The organism is Nocardioides sp. NPDC051685, from assembly GCF_044453405.1.
GTDB lineage: Bacteria > Actinomycetota > Actinomycetes > Propionibacteriales > Nocardioidaceae > Nocardioides.
In genome coordinates this window covers 434,484-452,403 of sequence record NZ_JBITCR010000002.1, presented here as the reverse complement: position 1 = coordinate 452,403, position 17,920 = coordinate 434,484, and the positions used below count along the sequence as shown (strand labels likewise).

Genomic DNA, 17,920 nt, shown 5'->3' with positions numbered 1-17,920 from the left:
CGCGAAGCGCATGGGGACGCCTCCTTCAACGCCGACAAGCCTACATGTCACAGGCCGACTTCGGGTATCCCCGTTAATTCGGCGTTTCAACCGCCGGTTCCACCGTAAACCTAGGCGCACGGCGGGCTGCCCGGTTTGACAACCCCGAGCATCGCCTCGACAAGATCGGGGTACCGGCGATCTACCAACCAGACAAGGGGCTCACGTGGACCAGCCATGGTGGCGCGAAGCAGTCGCGTATCAGATCTACCCACGCTCGTTCGCGGACTCGAACGGCGACGGGCTCGGTGACCTGCAGGGGATCACCGACCACCTGGACTACCTCGCCGCGCTGGGCGTCGACGCGGTCTGGATCTGCCCCTTCTACACCTCGCCGCAGAACGACCACGGCTACGACGTCGCCGACTACTGCGACGTCGACCCGATCTTCGGCACCCTCGAGGACGCCGACCACCTGATCGCGCGAGCGCACGAGCTCGCGCTGAAGGTGATCGTCGACCTGGTGCCCAACCACACCTCCTCGGCGCACCCGTGGTTCGTCGAGGCGCTCGCCGATGTCCCGGGCTCGCCCGCTCGCGACCGCTACATCTTCCGCGACGGCCGCGGCGAGGCGGGGGAGGAGCCGCCGACCAACTGGCGCTCGGTCTTCGGTGGCCCGGCGTGGACGCGGGTCGAGGACGGGCAGTGGTATCTGCACCTCTTCGACGACGACCAGCCCGACCTCAACTGGCACAACCCCGAGGTCGTCGCCGAGTTCACCCAGATCCTCACCTTCTGGCTCGACCGCGGCGTCGACGGGTTCCGGGTCGACATCGCCCACGGCCTCTTCAAGGACCTGCGCGACCAGGTCGTCCCCGAGGGGCTCGCGCTCACTTCGGACGCCGCGGTCATGTATCAGCGGGGCATCACCGACGCGCCGATGTGGGACAACCCGGGCGTCCACGAGATCTACCGTGCCTGGCGCAAGCTGATCGACTCCTTCGACGGTGACCGGATGATGGTCGCCGAGGCGTGGACCCCCGGCCCGGCGGAGCTGCGACGCTACGTACGGGCCGACGAGTTCAACCAGGCCTTCAACTTCTCCTGGCTGCAGGCGCCCTGGTCGGCCGAGGCGTTCAGCGAGGTCATCGAGTCGACGCTGAAGGCGCTCGGTCCTTCCCGCGCGGCGCCCACGTGGGTCCTCTCCAACCACGATGTCGTACGCCACCGCTCTCGCTACGGCGACGGACTGCAGGCTCTCCACCGGGCGAGGGCGGCGACCCTGACCATGCTGGCGCTGCCGGGGTCGGCGTACCTCTATCAGGGGGAGGAGCTGGGCCTGCCGCAGGTCTACCTGCCGCCGGAGTATCAGGAGGATCCGTGGTCGGAGACCGGCGAGGGTGGTCGTGACGGATGCCGGGTGCCGCTGCCGTGGAGCGGGTTCGAGCCGCCCTTCGGGTTCAGCGCCGTGCCCGACGAGGAGCTGCCCACCCAGCCGTGGCTCCCGCAGCCGGCCGAGTGGGTGGACCTCACCGTGGCCGCGCAGAACGGGGTCAGGGACTCCACGCTGGAGTTCTACCGGGCGGCGCTGGCGGCGCGACGGGTCTACGCGCTCGGCGCGGACGAGGACGTGGAGATGCTGGACGCGCCCGAGGGCGTGGTCTCGTTCCGGCGCGGCGGGGTCGGTGGCTCCGACGCTGTGCCCGGCCTGGGGGCAAGGACCGACCTGATCGTCGTCCTCAACTGCGGGATGGAGCCGACGCCGCTGCCGGAGGGCGAGATCGTGATGTACAGCGGCGATCCTGTCGTGGGCGATCTGGCCACCGACGCGGCGGTCTGGATCATCGCTCCAGCGGTCAGATGAACTGATGGTGGCGGCGCCCGTGGTGCCCATGGTGGTGCCCGTGGTGACGCCCCTTGCGGAAGACGAGGGCTCCGACCGCGATCGCGGCGAAGACCCACCACGGCACGCCCATCACCATCAGGCCGATCGCCACGAGCAGGAAGCAGGCGACGAGCGGGAACGCGCGTGGGCGCCCTCGGCGCGGCCGCCGGACGACCTGTGGCGGCTGCGGCGCGGTCCTCGGAAGGTCGGTGAAGAGCATCTCCAGGTCGGCTCGCACCTTGGCGGACCAGACCGCATCCAGGCGCTCGTAGTAGTCGTCGTCGGAGAGCCGGCCGGTCGAGTAGTGCTCGGCGAGCCTCGCCGACGCCTCCTCCCGATCGGCCTCGCCCACCCGCAGGTTGTCGAAGTTGCTCATGTCGTCTCCCTTGTGAAAGCTGCATCGACTGTCGGCGTAGTGTCCCGATATATCGCGAGGGTACGCCTGAAGAGATGCGGTCGCAAGGGGCTTTCGTCTGGCCTCAGCTGAGCAGCACGACGACCAGCAGGATCGCCGGCACCGTGGCCAGCGTGCTGACGAAGATGACGTCACGGGCCAGCAGCACGGCCCGGTTGTAGCGCTGCGCGACGACGAACACGTTCTGCGCGGTCGGCAGCGCCGAGAGCACCGTCACCGCCAGCAGGGCCTCGGCGTCGAGCCCGAGCAGGAACCGCCCGATGACGTACGCCGCCACCGGCTGCACCACCTGCTTGGTCGCGACCACGGCGGCCAGGTCGAGCGGCGGCACGCCGCGACCCGGGAGCGGGCCGAGCCGGAGCGCGACCCCGTAGGCGATCAGCATCGACGGGACCGCCATGCCGGCGACCAGGTCCAGCGGATCGGAGACCGCGGTCGGCAGGTCGAGATCGGTGACGGAGAGTGCCACCCCGATGAGGGAGGCGACGGTGATCGGGTTGGTCAGCGGACGGCGCAGCACCGCCCAGAACGAGAGTCTCGTCGCGCTCGCGTCGGCGTCCAGGATCACCAGCGCCAACGGCTGGAGCACGAGCATCTGCAGCAGGAGCGTCGGCGCGACCAGGACCGGGTCGCCCAGGACGTACGACGCGATCGGGAGGCCGAGGTTGCCGGCGTTGGCGTAGCAGCCACACAGCGTCGCGACCACCGTGGTGCCCAGGTCGCGGCGGCGCAGGCGGGCGACGGTGACGATCAACGTGGCCGAGACCAGTACCGCGCCGGCGACGGCGACCAGGTTGCCGGAGAAGACGAACCCGAGGTCGCTGTCGTCCATCACCGTGATCAGCAGGGCCGGGCTGGCGACGTAGAACGCGAGCGTCGAGAGCGTGCGCTGGCCGTGCTGGTCGAGGATCCTGAGCTGGGCGAGGAGGGCGCCGAGGGCGAGGAGGGCGCCGAGGGCGATGAGGACGCTGATCGTGGCGAAGCCGGTGAAGACCCCCGCCATCTACTGCTCGCGCCGCAGGTCGAGCGGGCCGTGGGCTAAGGGCAGTGGAGGGGATGACGGCATGGTAAAGAGCCTAGGCTCCGGCGGCGACGGACTGTGCACGGTTCGAGCTGCTGAGACCGGTGCCCCGACGGTCAGAGGTCGAGGTGGTCGGTGATCGCCTGCGCCCAGCGTTCGTATCCCGCCGGCGAGGCGTGGAACCCGTCGGCGGCGAAGAAGGACGGCTCGGCGGGGCCGAGGTCCGCCGAGCTGACCCACTGCACCGACGTACGTCCGGCGCAGACCAGCCGCGCGGCCACGTCGAGCGCCTCCCCGCGCTCGGTGAGGTAGCGCCGCAGGGTGCGGGGGAGTGACGGGAACGCGCCGAACTCCGGGATCCCCGGGAGTACGGTGTGCGCGGCGTGCCGCTCGAGGGTCTCGACGATCGCGGTCAGGTCCCGGGTCCAGGCCTCGACCGAGCGGCGCGCGAGGATGTCGTTCACGCCGACCAGGAGGACGGCGAGGTCCCACTCGCCGGTGACCTTGGTGAGGATGCCGTGGCGGATCCGCTCGCTGGTCGCGCCGTACTTACCCATCGCCCGCCACTCGACCGGACGCTCGGTCCGCTGCGCGATCGCGCGCGCCATCGAACCCGCGAAGGCGAGGTCGTGGGTGGGTGCGCCACGACCCGAGGCGGACGAGTCGCCGATCACCAGCAGACGCAGCGGGACGGCTCCGCTCGCGGCCTCCGGGCCGGGCACGAACCCCTTCGTCGGACCCTCCGGACGGGGCTCCTTGCCGATGGCCCGGTGGACGTACGCGGCCTGTGCGGCGACCAGTGGGAGCAGCAGTGGATTCATCGTCTCTCCCGATCGGTCTTGTCGTGACGTACGTGCTCTTCCGTCGTTCTACAGCGCGTGCTCCGGCGGGTCTCCGACGTTGGCTGAACGGTGGGCGAATCTCCCCGGAAGGTTTGACACAGAGGCTCCTCATCCCGGTCACCGTTGGGGTACAAGACATGGGAATCAAAGACACATGACCCGACTCACGGCGTGCCAGCCCTAGCATCACGCCCAGCTGTGAGCGCTTGACCACAACCCTCCCCTCACTCGAAGGAATGCGACGCCATGTCCGACTTCATCAGCGGCATCTTCAACCGCCACAAGAACGAGCAGCCAAAGGCCGGGGAGGGAGAGGCGACCGACCTCTCCGCCCCTGTCTTCGGCGAGAATCTGGCCACCACCGACGTCCCCGCCCCGACCACCGCGTACGTCACCGACTCCGGTATCGGTGAGGCCGTGCAGCCTGTCCGTGAGGCTGTTTCGGAGACCGTCGCGGAGCCTGTCATCGAGCCCCTCGCCGAGCCCGTTGCCGAGGCCGTCGCGGTGCCCGTTGCCGAGCCTGTTGCCGACGCCGCGGTCATCGACCCGCTCTCCGACCCCGAGCACGTCGTCACCGACTCCGAGGAGACCCCGGCAGCCGAGGTGGCCGAGCTCGCCGCCGAGGACACCGACGTCGCCGCCGACGTCGTCGGCGAGGTCGCCGAGACCGCGGCCGTCGAGCCTGTCGAGTCTGTCGACGAGGATGCGGCCGATGAGGTCGAGACGGAGGGCACGTACGAGGCGCCGCTCGAGGGCGCCGACGCCGACGCCCCTGCTGTCGAGGCCACCGACGAGGTCGAGGAGGCGGCTGTCGAGGAGGCCGTTGTCGACGAGGCCCCGGTCGAGGCCGAGGTGGTCGAAGCCACCGCCGACGAGGTCGTTGCCGAGGAGGCCACCGAGACCGGTGAGGGGACCGAGGTCGAGGTCGACGCCGAGGCGAGCGTCGTCGAGCCCGAGGGTGTCGCGCCGGCCGAGGAGGTCGCTGTCGAGGGGGCGACCGAGGTCGAGGACGCCGTGGTGACTGCGGAGGACGGCGAGGTGTCCGAGGTCGTGGAGACCGTCGAGTCGGAGGACGTGGCCGGGTCGGTCGAGCCGGACGCCGAGGCGACCGAGGAGGCCGTCCGTGAGGTCGAGGACGAGGTGACCGACGTCGAGGCGACCGAGGCCTTCGAGCCGGTCGTGGCCGACGCCGAGGAGACGGTCGTCGAGCCCGAGGCTGAGGTGATCGACGAGGAGGTCGCCGTCGAGGCGCCGGTGGAGACCGAGGACGGCGTCGTCGCTCCGGAGCCCGGTGAGGCGACCGAGGTCGAGGTCGTCGCCGAGGACGCCGACGCGACGGTCGAGGCAGCCGACGAGGCTGCTGAGGAGGTCGCTGCTGAGGTGACCGAGCCGGTCGAGGCCGACGCGGAGCTCGCCGACGCCGTCGAGGACGAGGCGCCGGTGGAGACCGAGGACGTCTTCGTCGCTCCCGAGACAGGTGAGGCGACCGAGGTCGAGGTCGACGCCGAGGACGCGATCGATGAAGCCGCCGAGGTGACCGACGAGATCGAGCCGGCCGCCGAGCCGACCGACGTTGTCGAGGAATCCGCCACGGAGACCGAGGTCGACACCGAGGAGACCGAGGCGCCCGTCGTCGAGACCGACGAGGCCGTCATCGAGGAGACGGAGCCGGTCGAGGAGCCCGCCGCCGTCGAGGAGATCGTGTCCGAGGCGCCCGCGCCCGGCTTCGCGCCGGAGCCGGTCGTCGAGCCGGAGCCGACCGCCGACTCCACGCTGACCGGTGTGCTGCGCGCTGCGCGCGAGGAGCGCGGCAAGTCGACGGTGAGCGAGGGCCTCGTCGAGCGCCTGGTCCACCACATCGTGGCCAAGATCGACGGCGTGCACGCCATCGACGACGAGGGCACCGTGGTCGACATCGTCGCCGACGTCGCCAAGATCACGGTGTCCTACGTGATCGCGTACGGCACCCCGGTCAAGGCCAACGCCGTCGCCATCCGCACCCAGGTGATCGAGGCGGTCGAGGACTACTTCGACATCGACGTCGAGGCCGTGGACGTCAACGTGAGCGACTTCCACATCGCCTGACCCTGCCGACGGAGCCTCGGCCCGGGTGAGCAGATCATCCGGGCCGAGGCACCGTAGTGGCTACTGAGCACGCCTGCGAGCATCGGCCCTGTCGAGGGCTGCGCCGATCGCACGCATCTGCTCGTCCTGTCGCCCGCCCGTCGTGGCGAGCGGGATCTCGGCGATGAACCGCCGCTCGCTCTCCGGGATCCGCGCGGCTACGAGATCGGGGTCCGTCGCCGCTGTTCCGTACAGCCGCGGTCCGTCGAGTGCGAACACGTCCATCATCACGAGCCGGCCGTCAGCCGTGCGCATCACGTTGGTCGGGTTGAAGTCGAGTGGTCCTGGCCATGGCTGCTCCCGCCTCAGCCGCTCGTGGATCCGGAGCGCCACCTCGAGGATTCCGCCGTCGGACTCCTGGACCGTTCGTACGAACCCCGTCGCCTCCTCCTCGGGAACCCGCTCGAGCAGCTCGAGGATCTGCAGGTCCCCGCCGCCTGGGAGCCTGCGATGGCCGAACAGCGCCGGCACCTGTCCGGTGGGAGCCGCCTCACGGTAGAAGGCGGTGTTGTACGTCCCTGCCGGATCGAACGGGCTGATCCGGGCTGCTGCGCGTCCGTCCGGTGAGCTCAGGGCTATGGCCCAGTCGCCCGCTCCGCATCGCGTCCATCCCGCGTCGAGGAGCGCGGCTTCCGCGTCCTTGTGGTCGGCGTCCGGGTGGATCAGCGCCAAGCTGTTGTCGTACGAACCGGCCTCTGTGGTCATCGTGGGGGACTCTAGCGACGCCCCCCGTTCCGCCGCCGGCGATATTTCCGGGACCCCGCGCCGTGCGACATGAGAGAATGACAGAAAGCCTCGGAGCGCACCGCGTTCCGAGGCTTTCGCGTATGACGACACTTCACACCGAACTTGACGACATCCCGGCCCCGGTCATCGCTCGCCTCGCCCGGCCCGAGGATCATCCCGCCCTCCGCCATCTCTGGCTGCTCTTCGGCCACGACATGTCGCGCTTCAGCTCCACCCTCCCGTTCGCCGACGGCACCTTCCGCTCCGAGCGACTCGACGCAGCGCTCCGCTCCGACCCCGGCTGGCGCGCCTGGATCCTGACCGCAGGCGTCCATCCGATCGGGTTCGCTCTGGTCCGCGCCGCCGACCAGCCCGTACGTGTCCTGAACAGCTTCTTCATTGTCGCCGGCGCTCGCCGGGGCGGTCTGGGGCTGCAGTTCGCTCGGGCTGTCGTCTCGGATGCGCCGGGGGAGTGGACCGTCGCCTACCAGGACCAGAATCGTGCCGCTGCGTTGTTCTGGGAGCGGGTCACCGCGGGCTGTGATCGGTCGTGGTCTGAGACTGTTGGGGCTGGTGGGGTGGGCGACACGTGGATCTCGTTCTCGGTGGGTGCCGGGGGCTGAGGAAACCTCGGGTTGGCGACTGTGTTTTCGTTTCAGGGTTCGCCGCCGACCCGATCTCTAGTGTTTAGATTTCGCCTATATCGGGGCGGCGGCGAGGGTGTGGCGCAGCAGCCACGTGTCCTGTTCGCGGACTGCATAACTGTCACTTGACCAGCACAAATAGGTCGCGCCGAGTTGCTCGAGCGCATATAATAAGGCGCATGAACGAGACCATCGACCACCTCCTCGCTGGGCCGCCATCGGGCGTGTCCGAGCATGAGCTGGTCGACTGGATCGCTCGTCTCGAAGCAGTCAAGTGCACCGCCGAGGCCGTTCAGGCACAAGCGGCGGTACGTCTGGAGGAAGCCGCCCGCGTCCGGCAGACCGCCGCTGGGGTGCCTGCCCGCAAGCTCGGTGAAGGGGTGGCCTCCCAGATCGCGTTGGCGCGGCGGGTCTCCCCGGCCAAGGGCGCGAAGCTGCTCGGGTTGGCGAAGATCCTCCTCACCGAGATGCCGCACACGTTCAGGTTGATGAAGGCCGGCCTGTTTTCGCAGTGGCAGGCCACCATTCTCGCCCGGGAGACCGCCTGCCTGTCGTTGGAGGACCGCCGTGTCATCGACGACCAGCTCTGCGCCACCGGCCCCAACGGCCAGCCCGCGAAGGCGGTGACGATGGGACTGCGGCAGCTCGAGAACGCTGCCAAGAAACTCGCGATCACCCTGGACCAGGAATCCGTGGTCGCCCGTGCCGCGAATGCGGAGAAGGACCGCCGGGTCAGCCTCCGGCTGGCCCCGGACACGATGACCTGGCTCGGGGCGCTGCTCCCGGTCAAGGACGGTGTCGCCGTCTACGCGGCGCTGGACCAGGCCGCGAACGCGGCCCGTGCTGCGGGTGATGAGCGGACTCGTGGTCAGGTCATGGCCGACACCCTCGTCGACCGGGTCACCGGCCGCACCACCGCCGAGGCGAGGCCTCGGATCGAGGTCAAGGTCGTGATGACCGCCGACGCCCTCGCCAACACCAGCGACCAGCCTGCGGTGGTCGAGGGCTATGGGCCGGTTCCGGCGGCCTGGGCACGGGAGGCACTGGCCGACGCGGAGGTGTTCGTGCGCCGGTTGTTCACCGACCCCGCCGGACGCCTGGTCGCGATGGAATCCCGCTCCCGCAAGGCGCCCGACGGGCTGGCTGAGTTCATCGCCACTCGCGACGGCGGGACCTGTCGCACCGTCGGCTGTGATGCCCCGATCCGCAACATTGACCACGTCGAGCGCCACACCGACGGCGGCGAGACCTCCGCCCAGAACCTCCAAGGCTTGTGTGAGCGATGCAATCAGGCGAAAGAAGCGATCGGCTGGCAGGCCCGACCCGGACCCGACGGCAGCATCACCACCATCACGCCCACCGGGCACATCTACACCAGCCCACCACCCGACACCTGGAAACCGGCTCCGCCGCCGCTGTCCCGGGCAGAGCTCAGGCTGCGCAACGCACTGCTCGACCACACCCTCGCGGCCTGACGCCCGCGACCGGGTGCCGGCCTCGCCGTCGATCAACGGGAACGACTAGGATGCGTACGCGATCTGCTCCTGGATCTCGAAGCGGAGCCCGTCGGCGGCGGCGATGTAGACGTCCTGGTCCACGAGGTTGCCGTGCATCCGCATCAGGCCGCGCGGGCTGGAGTAGCTGTGGCGCTCGGCAAGGCGCAGGGCGGGCTCGACCTCGAGGGAGCCGCAGGTGTCGCCGACCTGCCGCAGGAACATCAGCGACTCGTAGCAGGACTCGCCGACGGCGTTGAGGGAGGGCGCGTACTCGCCGAAGCGGCGGTAGTAGCGCTCGGCCAGGCCGGCCGACTCGGGCGTGGTGAGGCCGTCGAAGTAGGCGGCGGCCGCGAAGACGTTGGCGTTGGCGCCGGCGCCGCCGGCGAGCAGGGTGTTCTCCTCGACCGCGGGGCTCAGCCGGGTCAGCGACGAGCTCAGTCCGGCGGCGGCGAACTGGCGGTTGAAGTGCACCGCGTCCTGCCCCATCAGCAGCATGATCACCCCGTCCTGGTCACCGCTCTCCAGACCACGCAGCACATTGGCGAAGTCGCGGGTCCCCAACGGGACGTACGTCTCGCTCACCACCTGCGAGGGCGACCCCTGCAGCACCGCCCGGGCGGTCGATCCGGTGACCCGCGGGAAGACGTAGTCGTTGCCGACCACCGCCCAGCGGGACACGCCGTGGTTGGCGCGCATCCAGGCGGTGGCGGGGAGCAGCTGGTTGACCGGACGCTCGCCGATCATGAAGACACCTGGGGTGTCGTCGCCGCCCTCGTGCATGGCGGCGAACGCATACAGCGCCCGGCCGCCGACCCGGGCGGTGATGGCCTGGCGGACCGCGGAGATGTGCCAGCCGGCGATCGCGTCGACCCGGCCGAGCTCGATCAGCCGAGCGACCTCGGCGGCCACCTCCTCAGGGGAACGCCCGGCGTCGACCGCGACGAGCTCGACCGGGCTCCCGGCGATCCCGCCGCCGCTGTTGAGCTCCGCGGCGGCCAGCTCGCCGCAGGCCAGGCAGCCGGGACCGTAGATGCCGGTCGGTCCCTGCATCGGCACCACGAACGCGATCGAGACCGCCCCCGGAGGACGGGGTGCGAGGCCCAGCAGGGCATGGGAGGACGGGGTGAACGACGGTGGGGTCATCGACACCTGCTCCCGAACGGAATGTTGTCCTGATGACTCACCATTGAGCCGTTGGGTGGTTAGGGTACGGCAGACAGCGATCGTGGGGAGGACTCATGAAGGTTGCCGAGACGGTCGGCGCGGATCTGGCCGTGCTGCTCGCCCGGGCGCAGCGCAGGATCGAGCGTGCGCTCGCCGAGGCGTACGCCGACTTCGACCTCACCGCGGAGCAGTGGCGCATCCTCAGCGTGCTGCTCGACGAGCCGGGCCAGACGATGACGCGGCTCGCCGACGGCGCCGCGCTCCCGGCCGGCACCCTGACCCGGCACGTCGACCGGCTGGCCGAGCGCGGGCTGGTGCTGCGCAAGGTCCACGCCGAGGACAAGCGCCGGGCCGTTGTCGCCCTCTCGCCGGTGGGCGCCTCGGCGGCCCGCGAGATCCGCGCCCGCCAGGAGTCGGTGGCCGCGACCCTCGGCGGCGCCGACGGTGCCGAGGCGATCGCCCGCGTCGCGCGCGACCTCGAGATCGTCCTCGATCGACTCCCTTGAGAAGACGTTTCCGTCTGGAAACAAATCCTCCCTGGGCACGACACATAGGCGAAACAACCCGTCCCTAGATTCCTTCCATTCGAGAGCAATTGTCCGATGGAAGGACCCCCATCCCGTGCGTACGAAATTCTCGAGCCGCGTCCTCGCGGCCAGCTCGGTGCTCGCTCTGGGCCTGACCGCGACCGCCTGCGGCGGCGCCAAGACCGGTGACACTGCGACCAGCGAGAGCTGCGTCGACACCAGCGGCGACACCATCAAGATCGGCTTCCTGAACTCCCTGTCCGGGACGATGGCGATCAGTGAGACGACCGTCTTCAAGTCCCTGTCGATGGCGGCCAAGGAGATCAACGCCGACGGCGGCGTGCTCGGCAAGAAGCTGGAGATCGTCAGCGAGGACGGCCAGTCGGAGCCGACGGTCTTCGCGGAGAAGGCGACCAAGCTGATCCAGGACGATTGCGTCGCCGCCGTCTTCGGTGGCTGGACCTCCAGCTCGCGCAAGGCGATGCTGCCGGTCTTCGAGGGCAATGACGCGCTGCTCTTCTACCCGGTCCAGTACGAGGGCCTGGAGTCCTCGCACAACATCTTCTACACCGGCGCGACCACCAACCAGCAGATCATCCCCGCCCTCGACTTCCTCAAGCAGGAGAAGAAGATCGAGTCGATCTTCCTGGTCGGCTCGGACTACGTGTTCCCGCGCACGGCGAACAAGATCATCAAGCAGTACGCAGCCGCCAACGGCATCGAGGTCCTCGGTGAGGAGTACCAGCCCCTGGGCTCGACCGACTTCGGCACGGTGGTCGACAAGGTCAAGGCCGCCGGCGCGGACGCGGTCTTCAACACCCTCAACGGCGACTCCAACGTGGCCTTCTTCAAGGAGTACAAGGGCAAGGGCCTGACCGCCTCGGCGATGCCGGTGCTCTCGGTCTCGATCGCCGAGGAGGAGGTCCCGGGCGTCGGCGTGGGCAACCTCGAGGGGCAGTACACCGCCTGGAACTACTACCAGACCATCGACAGCCCGGCGAACCAGAAGTTCGTGGCCGACTTCAAGGCGGCCAACGGCGCCAAGGCGGTCACCTCCGACCCGATGGAGGCGGCCTACACCTCGCTCCACCTGTGGAAGGGCATGGTCGAGAAGGCCGACTCGTTCGCGGTCGAGGACGTCATCGACGCCTCCGACGGCGTCACCTACGACGCGCCGGAGGGCACCGTCGAGGTGAACGGCGACAACCACCACATCGCCAAGACCGCGCTGATCGGCCAGGTGAACTCCGAGGGCCTGATCGACACGGTCTGGTCGAGCGACGAGCCGATCGAGCCGGACCCCTACCTGAAGTCCTACGACTGGTGGAAGAACTAGCCCGTTGGACACGCTGCTCGCCCAGGTCTTCACCGGCATCTCCGCCGGTGCGGTCCTGCTCCTCATCGCCCTCGGGCTCACCCTGACCTTCGGTCAGATGGGCGTGATCAACATGGCCCACGGCGAGTTCATCATGGCCGGCGCGTACACCGCCTATGTCGTCTCGACCATCGTCGCCAGCACCGAGCTGAGCCTGCTGATCGCGCTCCCCGCGGGGTTCGTGATCGGCGGCCTGCTCGGGCTGGCGCTCGAGGCGAGCGTGCTGCGGTGGATGTATGCCCGGCCCCTGGACACGCTGCTGGTCACCTACGGCGTCGGCCTCGTCCTGCAGCAGGTCGCGCGCGACATCTTCGGGGCTCCGGCCAAGGAGGTGCCCGCGCCCGGCTGGCTGGACGGCTCGATCCCGATCCTCGGCTACGACTTCCCGCTGACCCGGCTCTTCATCATCGTCCTGGCCGGCCTCTGCGTGGCCGCGCTGCTGGCGGTGCTCCGGTTCACGGCGCTCGGGCGCCAGATCCGGGCGACGGTCGGCAACCGCGACCTCGCCGAGACCATCGGCATCTCGACCCGCCGCACCGACCAGGCCACCTTCTTCATCGGCTCCGGCCTGGCCGGTGTCGCCGGGGTGGCGCTCACGCTGCTCGGCTCGACCGGCCCCAACCTCGGCACGTCCTACATCGTGCAGGCGTTCCTGGTGGTCGTGGTCGGCGGCATCGGGCACCTCAAGGGCACGATCGTGGCGGCCCTCGGGATCGGTCTGCTGCAGGCCTTCCTCGCCCACGCCCTGACCGGCTCGGTCGCCCAGGTGATCGTCTTCCTGGCGATCGTCGCCTTCCTCCAGCTGCGCCCGCAGGGCATCCTCTCGGTCCGGACCAGGAGTCTGGCATGAGCATGAAGAAGCTCTATCCGTACGTCGGCTGGCTGCTGCTCGCGGTCGCCCTGCTCGTCCTCGCCCCGGCGGTCCTCTCCGACTTCCGCCTCGGCCTGCTGGCCAAGTACTGCTGCTACGCCATCGCGGCGGTCGGTATCGGCCTGGCCTGGGGGCGCGGCGGGATGCTGGTGCTCGGCCAGGGCCTTTACTTCGGCATCGGCGCGTACGCGATGGCGATGCACCTCAAGCTCGCCGACGCCGGCCCCGGCGGGGTGCCGGACTTCATGGCGCTCTACGGCGACGCCGCGGTGCCGGGCTGGTGGGAGCCGCTGCGCAGCGGCGCTCTCGCGGTCGTCGTCATCCTCGTCCTGCCGGCACTCGTGGCGGGCCTGCTGGGGCTCGCGGTGTTCAAGCGGCGGATCAAGGGGGCGTACTTCGCCATCCTGTCCCAAGCGCTCGCCGCCGCCTTCGCGATCCTGCTCGTCGGTCAGGTGAAGACGACCGGCGGCGCCAACGGGCTGAACAACTTCCAGGGCTTCTTCGGGTACGCCCTGTTCGACCCGGCCAACAAGCGGATGCTCTACTTCCTCGCCGCCGGGATCCTGCTGGTCTCGATCCTGGCGATGGCGTGGCTCTACCGCACCCGCTTCGGCGAGCTGCTGGTCGCCGCCCGCGACGGCGAGGAGCGGGTGCGCTTCCTCGGCACCGACCCGGCCAACGTCAAGCTGACGGCGTACGTCATCGCGGCCGTCCTGGCCTCGATCGGCGGCGCGCTCTTCGTGCCGATCGCCGGGATCGTCTCTCCCGACGACGTCGGCGTGGTCGCGTCCATCGGGCTGCTGGCCGGGGTGGCGCTGGGCGGGCGCGCCTCGCTGCTCGGCCCGGCCGTCGGCGCGCTGCTGGTCGGCTATGCCGAGACCTCGCTCTCCGAGGCCTTCCCCGGGTCGTGGTCCTACTTCCAGGGGGCGCTGTTCGTGCTGGTCATCCTGCTGTTGCCGGGTGGGCTGGCGCAGTTGTTGGGGCTGGTGAAAGGCCTGGTCTCGCGCCGTTCGCGGGCCGAGGCGTCAGAAGAGGCAGAGACCCGGGTGGGGGAGGAGGTGACGGCATGACCGTGGAGACGTTGCAGGTGAACGACCTGAGGGTCGAGTTCGACGGCTTCGTCGCGATCGACGGGGTCTCCCTGACCCTGGAGCCGGGCCGGCTGCACTTCCTGATCGGCCCCAACGGCGCCGGGAAGACGACGCTCGTCGACGCCCTGACCGGTCTGGCCAAGGGGAGTGGTGAGGCGCGTTATCGCACACACGATCTGCTCGCGCTGGCATCGCACCGGATCACCCGCCTCGGCGTGGGACGTACGTTCCAGACCGCCACGGTCTTCGAGGAGCTCAGCGTGCTGCAGAACCTCGACATCGCCGCCGGCGTGCACCGGGCGCGGTGGCGGCTGATGCTGCCGCGACGAGGAACGCCCGACCGGGTGGCCGACGTCCTGGAGACGGTGGGTCTCACCGCCCTGGCGGACCGTCCGGCGGGCGTGCTCTCGCACGGGCAGAAGCAGTGGCTCGAGATCGGCATGCTGCTGGTCCAGGACTCCTCGGTGATGCTGCTCGACGAGCCCGTCGCCGGGATGTCGGCCGAGGAGCGGGAGGAGACCGGCGAGCTGCTTCGCCGGATCAGCCCCGAGCGGACCGTCGTGGTCATCGAGCACGACATGGACTTCGTCCGCCGGTTCGCCGACGTCGTCACCGTCCTGCACGCCGGAAAGGTGATCGCGGAGGGCACCGCCGCCGAGATCCGGGAGGACGCCCAGGTGCAGCGGGTCTATCTAGGAGAGGACGCCTGATGCTGAAGATCGAGTCGGTCACCGGCGGCTACGGCCGCACCACGGTGCTCCACGAGGTCAGCCTCGAGGTCCCGACGGGCGCCGCGGTGGCGCTGATGGGACACAACGGCGCCGGCAAGACGACCCTGCTCAAGGCGGCGGTCGGGCTGGTCCGGGCCAAGGGCGGCCGGGTGCTGCTCGACGGCGAGGACGTCACCGCGCTGCGGCCGAGCGCACGGGTCAGACGGGGACTGGGCTATGTCCCGCAGGGGCAGCAGAGCTTCGGCGACATGACCACGCTGGAGAATCTCCAGCTGGTCGGCGACCGGGCCGGGATCGGCGAGATGATCGACCTGTTCCCCGCCCTGAAGGACCTGCTCGGGCGACGCGCCGGGCTGCTTTCCGGCGGTCAGCGCCAGCAGCTCTCGATCGCGCGTACGCTGCTGACCAGGCCGAGGCTGCTCATCCTCGACGAGCCGACCGAGGGCATCCAGCCCAACGTGGTCGCCGAGATCGAGCGGGTGATCTCCGAGCTCACCGGACGCGGTGACCTCAGCGTGCTGCTGGTCGAGCAGCATGTCGGGTTCGCGCTGCGTACGGCCTCTGCCTACTACATCCTGGAGTCCGGCCGGATCACCGCGAGCGGTGACGGCGGCTCCGGGGCCCGCGAGCACGTCCGATCCCAGTTGGCCGTCTGAGAGAGTCTGGAGAGTTGGCGACATGCATCTGACCCCGTCCGACACCGAGAAGCTGCTGTTGTCCGTGGCCGGGATGGTCGCGCGCGACCGGCTCGCCCGCGGGGTGCTCCTCAACTACCCCGAGTCGGTCGCGCTGCTGTCCACCTGGGTGATCGAGCGGGCCCGCGAGGGCGCCTCGGTCTCCGACCTGATGACGCAGGGCCGCGCCGTGCTGACCCGCGAGCAGGTCATGCCCGACGTGGTCGACATGCTCGTCGAGGTGCAGGTCGAGGCCACCTTCCCCGACGGCCGCAAGCTCGTCACCATCCACCAGCCCATCGCCTGAAGCCCAGCCTGAGGAGGCCAGCATCTCCATGCAGTCCAGCGGTCCCGGAGCCGTACGCGTCGCCGACGGCACCATCCGGCTCAACACCGACCGGAGCGAGTCGGAGCGGCGTACGTTGGTCGTCGTCAACACCGGCGACCGGCCGGTCCAGATCGGCTCCCACATCCACCTCGCCGAGGTGAACTCGGCGCTCTCCTTCGACCGCGACGCGGCCGAGGGGTTCCGGCTCGACATCCCCGCCGGCACCTCGCGGCGGTTCGAGCCAGGTGCGTCCCGGGAGGTCGCGATCGTGGCGTTCAAGGGCGCCCGTCGGGTTCCCGGCATCCAGATCAAGGCGGGTGAGTGAGCATGGTGGAGATCAGCAGGACCGAGTACGCCGCGCTCTACGGCCCCACGACCGGCGACCAGGTGCGCCTGGGTGACACCGACCTGTGGATCGAGGTCGAGGACGACCTGACCGCCGGTGGCGAGGAGTCGGTCTTCGGCGGGGGCAAGTCGATCCGCGAGTCGATGAACCAGTCGACGGTGTCCTCGGCCGAGGGCGCTCTCGACACGGTGATCACCAACGCCCTCGTGCTCGACCACTGGGGCATCGTGCGCGCCGACGTGGGGATCCGTGGCGGAAGGATCGTCGCCCTGGGTCGCTCCGGCAACCCCGACATCGCCGACGGCGTCCACCCGGACCTGATCATCGGGCCCGGCACGGACGTGGTCAGTGGCGAGGGGAAGATCCTCACCGCGGGAGCGATCGACATCCACGTACACCTCCTCTCCCGTTCGCAGATCGTCGAGGCGATCTCGACCGGGACCACCACCGTCGGCGGCGGAGGCACCGGGCCCTCGGAGGGCTCCAAGGCCACCACGGTCACCCCCAGCCCGTGGCACCTGGAGACCGTCCACCGCGCGCTGGACGACCTGCCGGTCAACCTGCTGCTGATGGGCAAGGGAAACACCGTCTCCGCCGCCGCGCTGGCCGAGCAGGCGCTGGCGGGAGCCGCCGCCTACAAGGTCCACGAGGACTGGGGATCGACGCCGGCGGCCATCGACGCCGCGCTGCGGGCTGCCGACGAGCACGGCCTGCAGGTCGCGCTGCACTCCGACTCGCTCAACGAGGCGGGCTACCTGGAGTCGACGGTCGCCGCGATCGCCGGCCGCTCGATCCACGCCTTCCACGCCGAGGGTGCCGGGGGAGGGCACGCGCCCGACATCCTCTCGGTCGCCTCGCTGCCCTACGTCATCCCCGGCTCCACCAACCCGACCCTGCCGCACACCGTCAACACGGTCGCCGAGCACCTCGACATGCTGATGGTCTGCCACCACCTCAACCCGCGGGTGCCCGAGGACCTGGCCTTCGCCGAGTCCCGGATCCGGGCGACCACGATCGCCGCCGAGGACGTCCTGCACGACATGGGTGCGCTCTCGGTCACCTCCTCAGACGCCCAGGCGATGGGCCGCATCGGCGAGGTGATCTGCCGCACCTGGCAGGTCGCCCACGCGATGAAGGCCCGGCTCGGCTCGCTGGGTGGCAAGGCGGACAACATCCGAGCCAAGAGGTACGTCGCGAAATACACGATCAACCCCGCCATCGCTCACGGGATCGCCACCGAGGTCGGCTCCGTGGAGCCCGGCAAGATGGCCGACCTGGTCCTGTGGGATCCGCGATTCTTCGGCATCCGGCCCGAGGTCGTGATGAAGGCCGGTGCCCTGGTCTGGGGTGCCCTCGGCGACCCGAACGCCTCGATCCCGACCCCGCAGCCGGTGCTCATGCGGCCGGCGCTGGTCGGGCCGGGTGCTGACCACGCGGTCTCGTTCGTCGCGCCGTCGGCGCTCGATGCCGGGCTCGCGGACCGCCTCGGCCTGCGCCGCCGTCTCGTCGGGATCGAGCCGACCCGGTCCATCGGGAAGGCCGACATGGTCAACAACTCCGTGACTCCCGAGATCCGGATCGAGCCGGAGACGTTCCGCATCCACGTCGACGGCGAGCTGATCGAGCCTGCCCCCGCGACCGAGCTGCCGTTGACGCAGCTCTACTCGATGTTCTGAGCGCG

At 69.9% G+C, this 17,920-nt stretch carries 18 protein-coding genes; 13 read left to right on the top strand and 5 right to left on the bottom strand.

Translation table 11 applies throughout. The features are described from left to right. The first annotated feature begins 205 nt into the window (after positions 1–205). Positions 206–1,843, top strand: a complete 1,638-nt coding sequence (locus tag ACIA03_RS07300; RefSeq protein WP_396980725.1) for a glycoside hydrolase family 13 protein — start codon at positions 206–208, stop codon at positions 1,841–1,843. Here ACIA03_RS07300 and ACIA03_RS07295 read toward each other — a convergent pair. From ACIA03_RS07295 to ACIA03_RS07285, 3 genes are all read right to left on the bottom strand, one after another. Beyond that, complete coding sequence (locus ACIA03_RS07295) at positions 1,836–2,240, bottom strand: DUF1707 domain-containing protein (RefSeq protein ID WP_396980723.1); 405 nt, start codon at positions 2,238–2,240, stop codon at positions 1,836–1,838. The two genes, ACIA03_RS07300 and ACIA03_RS07295, sit on opposite strands and share 8 nt — an antisense overlap. 103 nt (positions 2,241–2,343) lie before the next feature. Beyond that, the gene (locus tag ACIA03_RS07290; RefSeq protein WP_396980721.1) at positions 2,344–3,282 is read right to left on the bottom strand and encodes an AEC family transporter; all 939 of its coding nucleotides are present in this window, start codon (positions 3,280–3,282) and stop codon (positions 2,344–2,346) included. A gap of 134 nt (positions 3,283–3,416) precedes the next feature. Then, complete coding sequence (locus ACIA03_RS07285; RefSeq protein WP_396980719.1) at positions 3,417–4,121, bottom strand: SGNH/GDSL hydrolase family protein; 705 nt, start codon at positions 4,119–4,121, stop codon at positions 3,417–3,419. Between the two features lie 267 nt (positions 4,122–4,388). Here ACIA03_RS07285 and ACIA03_RS07280 point away from each other — a divergent pair, with 267 nt between their 5' ends. Further along, positions 4,389–6,227 (top strand): hypothetical protein, encoded by a 1,839-nt coding sequence (locus tag ACIA03_RS07280; RefSeq protein ID WP_396980717.1) that lies wholly within the window; start codon positions 4,389–4,391, stop codon positions 6,225–6,227. 60 nt (positions 6,228–6,287) lie between these two features. Here ACIA03_RS07280 and ACIA03_RS07275 read toward each other — a convergent pair whose 3' ends face one another. Next, complete coding sequence (locus ACIA03_RS07275) at positions 6,288–6,971, bottom strand: hypothetical protein (RefSeq protein ID WP_396980715.1); 684 nt, start codon at positions 6,969–6,971, stop codon at positions 6,288–6,290. Between the two features lie 122 nt (positions 6,972–7,093). On the opposite strand from ACIA03_RS07275, the gene ACIA03_RS07270 reads away from it, so the two are divergent. After that, complete coding sequence (locus ACIA03_RS07270; RefSeq protein WP_396980713.1) at positions 7,094–7,615, top strand: GNAT family N-acetyltransferase; 522 nt, start codon at positions 7,094–7,096, stop codon at positions 7,613–7,615. Positions 7,616–7,815: 200 nt separating this feature from the next. After that, complete coding sequence (locus ACIA03_RS07265; protein ID WP_396980711.1) at positions 7,816–9,111, top strand: DUF222 domain-containing protein; 1,296 nt, start codon at positions 7,816–7,818, stop codon at positions 9,109–9,111. 45 nt (positions 9,112–9,156) lie between these two features. Here ACIA03_RS07265 and ACIA03_RS07260 read toward each other — a convergent pair whose 3' ends face one another. After that, positions 9,157–10,275, bottom strand: coding sequence for a substrate-binding domain-containing protein (locus ACIA03_RS07260; protein WP_396980709.1), 1,119 nt, complete (start codon positions 10,273–10,275; stop codon positions 9,157–9,159). 95 nt (positions 10,276–10,370) lie between these two features. Here ACIA03_RS07260 and ACIA03_RS07255 point away from each other — a divergent pair, with 95 nt between their 5' ends. The 9 genes from ACIA03_RS07255 (at position 10,371) to ACIA03_RS07215 (ending at position 17,915) form a co-directional block, all read left to right on the top strand. Continuing rightward, positions 10,371–10,802, top strand: a complete 432-nt coding sequence (locus tag ACIA03_RS07255; protein ID WP_396980707.1) for a MarR family winged helix-turn-helix transcriptional regulator — start codon at positions 10,371–10,373, stop codon at positions 10,800–10,802. A gap of 115 nt (positions 10,803–10,917) precedes the next feature. Beyond that, a complete protein-coding gene (gene urtA, locus ACIA03_RS07250) occupies positions 10,918–12,159 on the top strand; it encodes an urea ABC transporter substrate-binding protein (RefSeq protein WP_396980705.1) in 1,242 nt (413 codons plus the stop codon). 4 nt (positions 12,160–12,163) lie between these two features. Next, a complete protein-coding gene (gene urtB / locus ACIA03_RS07245) occupies positions 12,164–13,048 on the top strand; it encodes an urea ABC transporter permease subunit UrtB (protein WP_396980703.1) in 885 nt (294 codons plus the stop codon). Then, a complete protein-coding gene (gene urtC, locus ACIA03_RS07240; RefSeq protein ID WP_396980701.1) occupies positions 13,045–14,139 on the top strand; it encodes an urea ABC transporter permease subunit UrtC in 1,095 nt (364 codons plus the stop codon). Before urtB ends, urtC begins: the two co-directional genes overlap by 4 nt. Beyond that, the gene (urtD, locus tag ACIA03_RS07235) at positions 14,136–14,870 is read left to right on the top strand and encodes an urea ABC transporter ATP-binding protein UrtD (RefSeq protein ID WP_396980699.1); all 735 of its coding nucleotides are present in this window, start codon (positions 14,136–14,138) and stop codon (positions 14,868–14,870) included. Before urtC ends, urtD begins: the two co-directional genes overlap by 4 nt. Then, the gene (locus tag ACIA03_RS07230; protein WP_396980697.1) at positions 14,870–15,547 is read left to right on the top strand and encodes an ATP-binding cassette domain-containing protein; all 678 of its coding nucleotides are present in this window, start codon (positions 14,870–14,872) and stop codon (positions 15,545–15,547) included. Before urtD ends, ACIA03_RS07230 begins: the two co-directional genes overlap by 1 nt. A gap of 22 nt (positions 15,548–15,569) precedes the next feature. After that, the gene (locus ACIA03_RS07225) at positions 15,570–15,872 is read left to right on the top strand and encodes an urease subunit gamma (protein ID WP_141805279.1); all 303 of its coding nucleotides are present in this window, start codon (positions 15,570–15,572) and stop codon (positions 15,870–15,872) included. A gap of 28 nt (positions 15,873–15,900) precedes the next feature. Then, the gene (ureB, locus tag ACIA03_RS07220; protein ID WP_396980695.1) at positions 15,901–16,218 is read left to right on the top strand and encodes an urease subunit beta; all 318 of its coding nucleotides are present in this window, start codon (positions 15,901–15,903) and stop codon (positions 16,216–16,218) included. Between the two features lie 2 nt (positions 16,219–16,220). Next, the gene (locus ACIA03_RS07215) at positions 16,221–17,915 is read left to right on the top strand and encodes an urease subunit alpha (protein WP_396981787.1); all 1,695 of its coding nucleotides are present in this window, start codon (positions 16,221–16,223) and stop codon (positions 17,913–17,915) included. Positions 17,916–17,920: the final 5 nt, after the last annotated feature.

Excerpts from the sequence above, each read along its gene's own strand:
- urtD (WP_396980699.1), top strand. The coding sequence starts at position 14,136 with ATGACCGTGGAGACGTTGCAGGTGAACGACCTGAGGGTCGAGTTCGAC.
- ACIA03_RS07285 (WP_396980719.1), bottom strand. The coding sequence starts at position 4,121 with ATGAATCCACTGCTGCTCCCACTGGTCGCCGCACAGGCCGCGTACGTC.
- ACIA03_RS07260 (WP_396980709.1), bottom strand. The coding sequence starts at position 10,275 with ATGACCCCACCGTCGTTCACCCCGTCCTCCCATGCCCTGCTGGGCCTC.
- ACIA03_RS07225 (WP_141805279.1), top strand. The coding sequence starts at position 15,570 with ATGCATCTGACCCCGTCCGACACCGAGAAGCTGCTGTTGTCCGTGGCC.
- ACIA03_RS07290 (WP_396980721.1), bottom strand. The coding sequence starts at position 3,282 with ATGGCGGGGGTCTTCACCGGCTTCGCCACGATCAGCGTCCTCATCGCC.
- urtC (WP_396980701.1), top strand. The coding sequence starts at position 13,045 with ATGAGCATGAAGAAGCTCTATCCGTACGTCGGCTGGCTGCTGCTCGCG.
- ACIA03_RS07270 (WP_396980713.1), top strand. The coding sequence starts at position 7,094 with ATGACGACACTTCACACCGAACTTGACGACATCCCGGCCCCGGTCATC.
- ACIA03_RS07275 (WP_396980715.1), bottom strand. The coding sequence starts at position 6,971 with ATGACCACAGAGGCCGGTTCGTACGACAACAGCTTGGCGCTGATCCAC.
- ACIA03_RS07255 (WP_396980707.1), top strand. The coding sequence starts at position 10,371 with ATGAAGGTTGCCGAGACGGTCGGCGCGGATCTGGCCGTGCTGCTCGCC.
- ureB (WP_396980695.1), top strand. The coding sequence starts at position 15,901 with ATGCAGTCCAGCGGTCCCGGAGCCGTACGCGTCGCCGACGGCACCATC.
- ACIA03_RS07265 (WP_396980711.1), top strand. The coding sequence starts at position 7,816 with ATGAACGAGACCATCGACCACCTCCTCGCTGGGCCGCCATCGGGCGTG.
- ACIA03_RS07230 (WP_396980697.1), top strand. The coding sequence starts at position 14,870 with ATGCTGAAGATCGAGTCGGTCACCGGCGGCTACGGCCGCACCACGGTG.
- ACIA03_RS07280 (WP_396980717.1), top strand. The coding sequence starts at position 4,389 with ATGTCCGACTTCATCAGCGGCATCTTCAACCGCCACAAGAACGAGCAG.
- ACIA03_RS07215 (WP_396981787.1), top strand. The coding sequence starts at position 16,221 with ATGGTGGAGATCAGCAGGACCGAGTACGCCGCGCTCTACGGCCCCACG.
- ACIA03_RS07295 (WP_396980723.1), bottom strand. The coding sequence starts at position 2,240 with ATGAGCAACTTCGACAACCTGCGGGTGGGCGAGGCCGATCGGGAGGAG.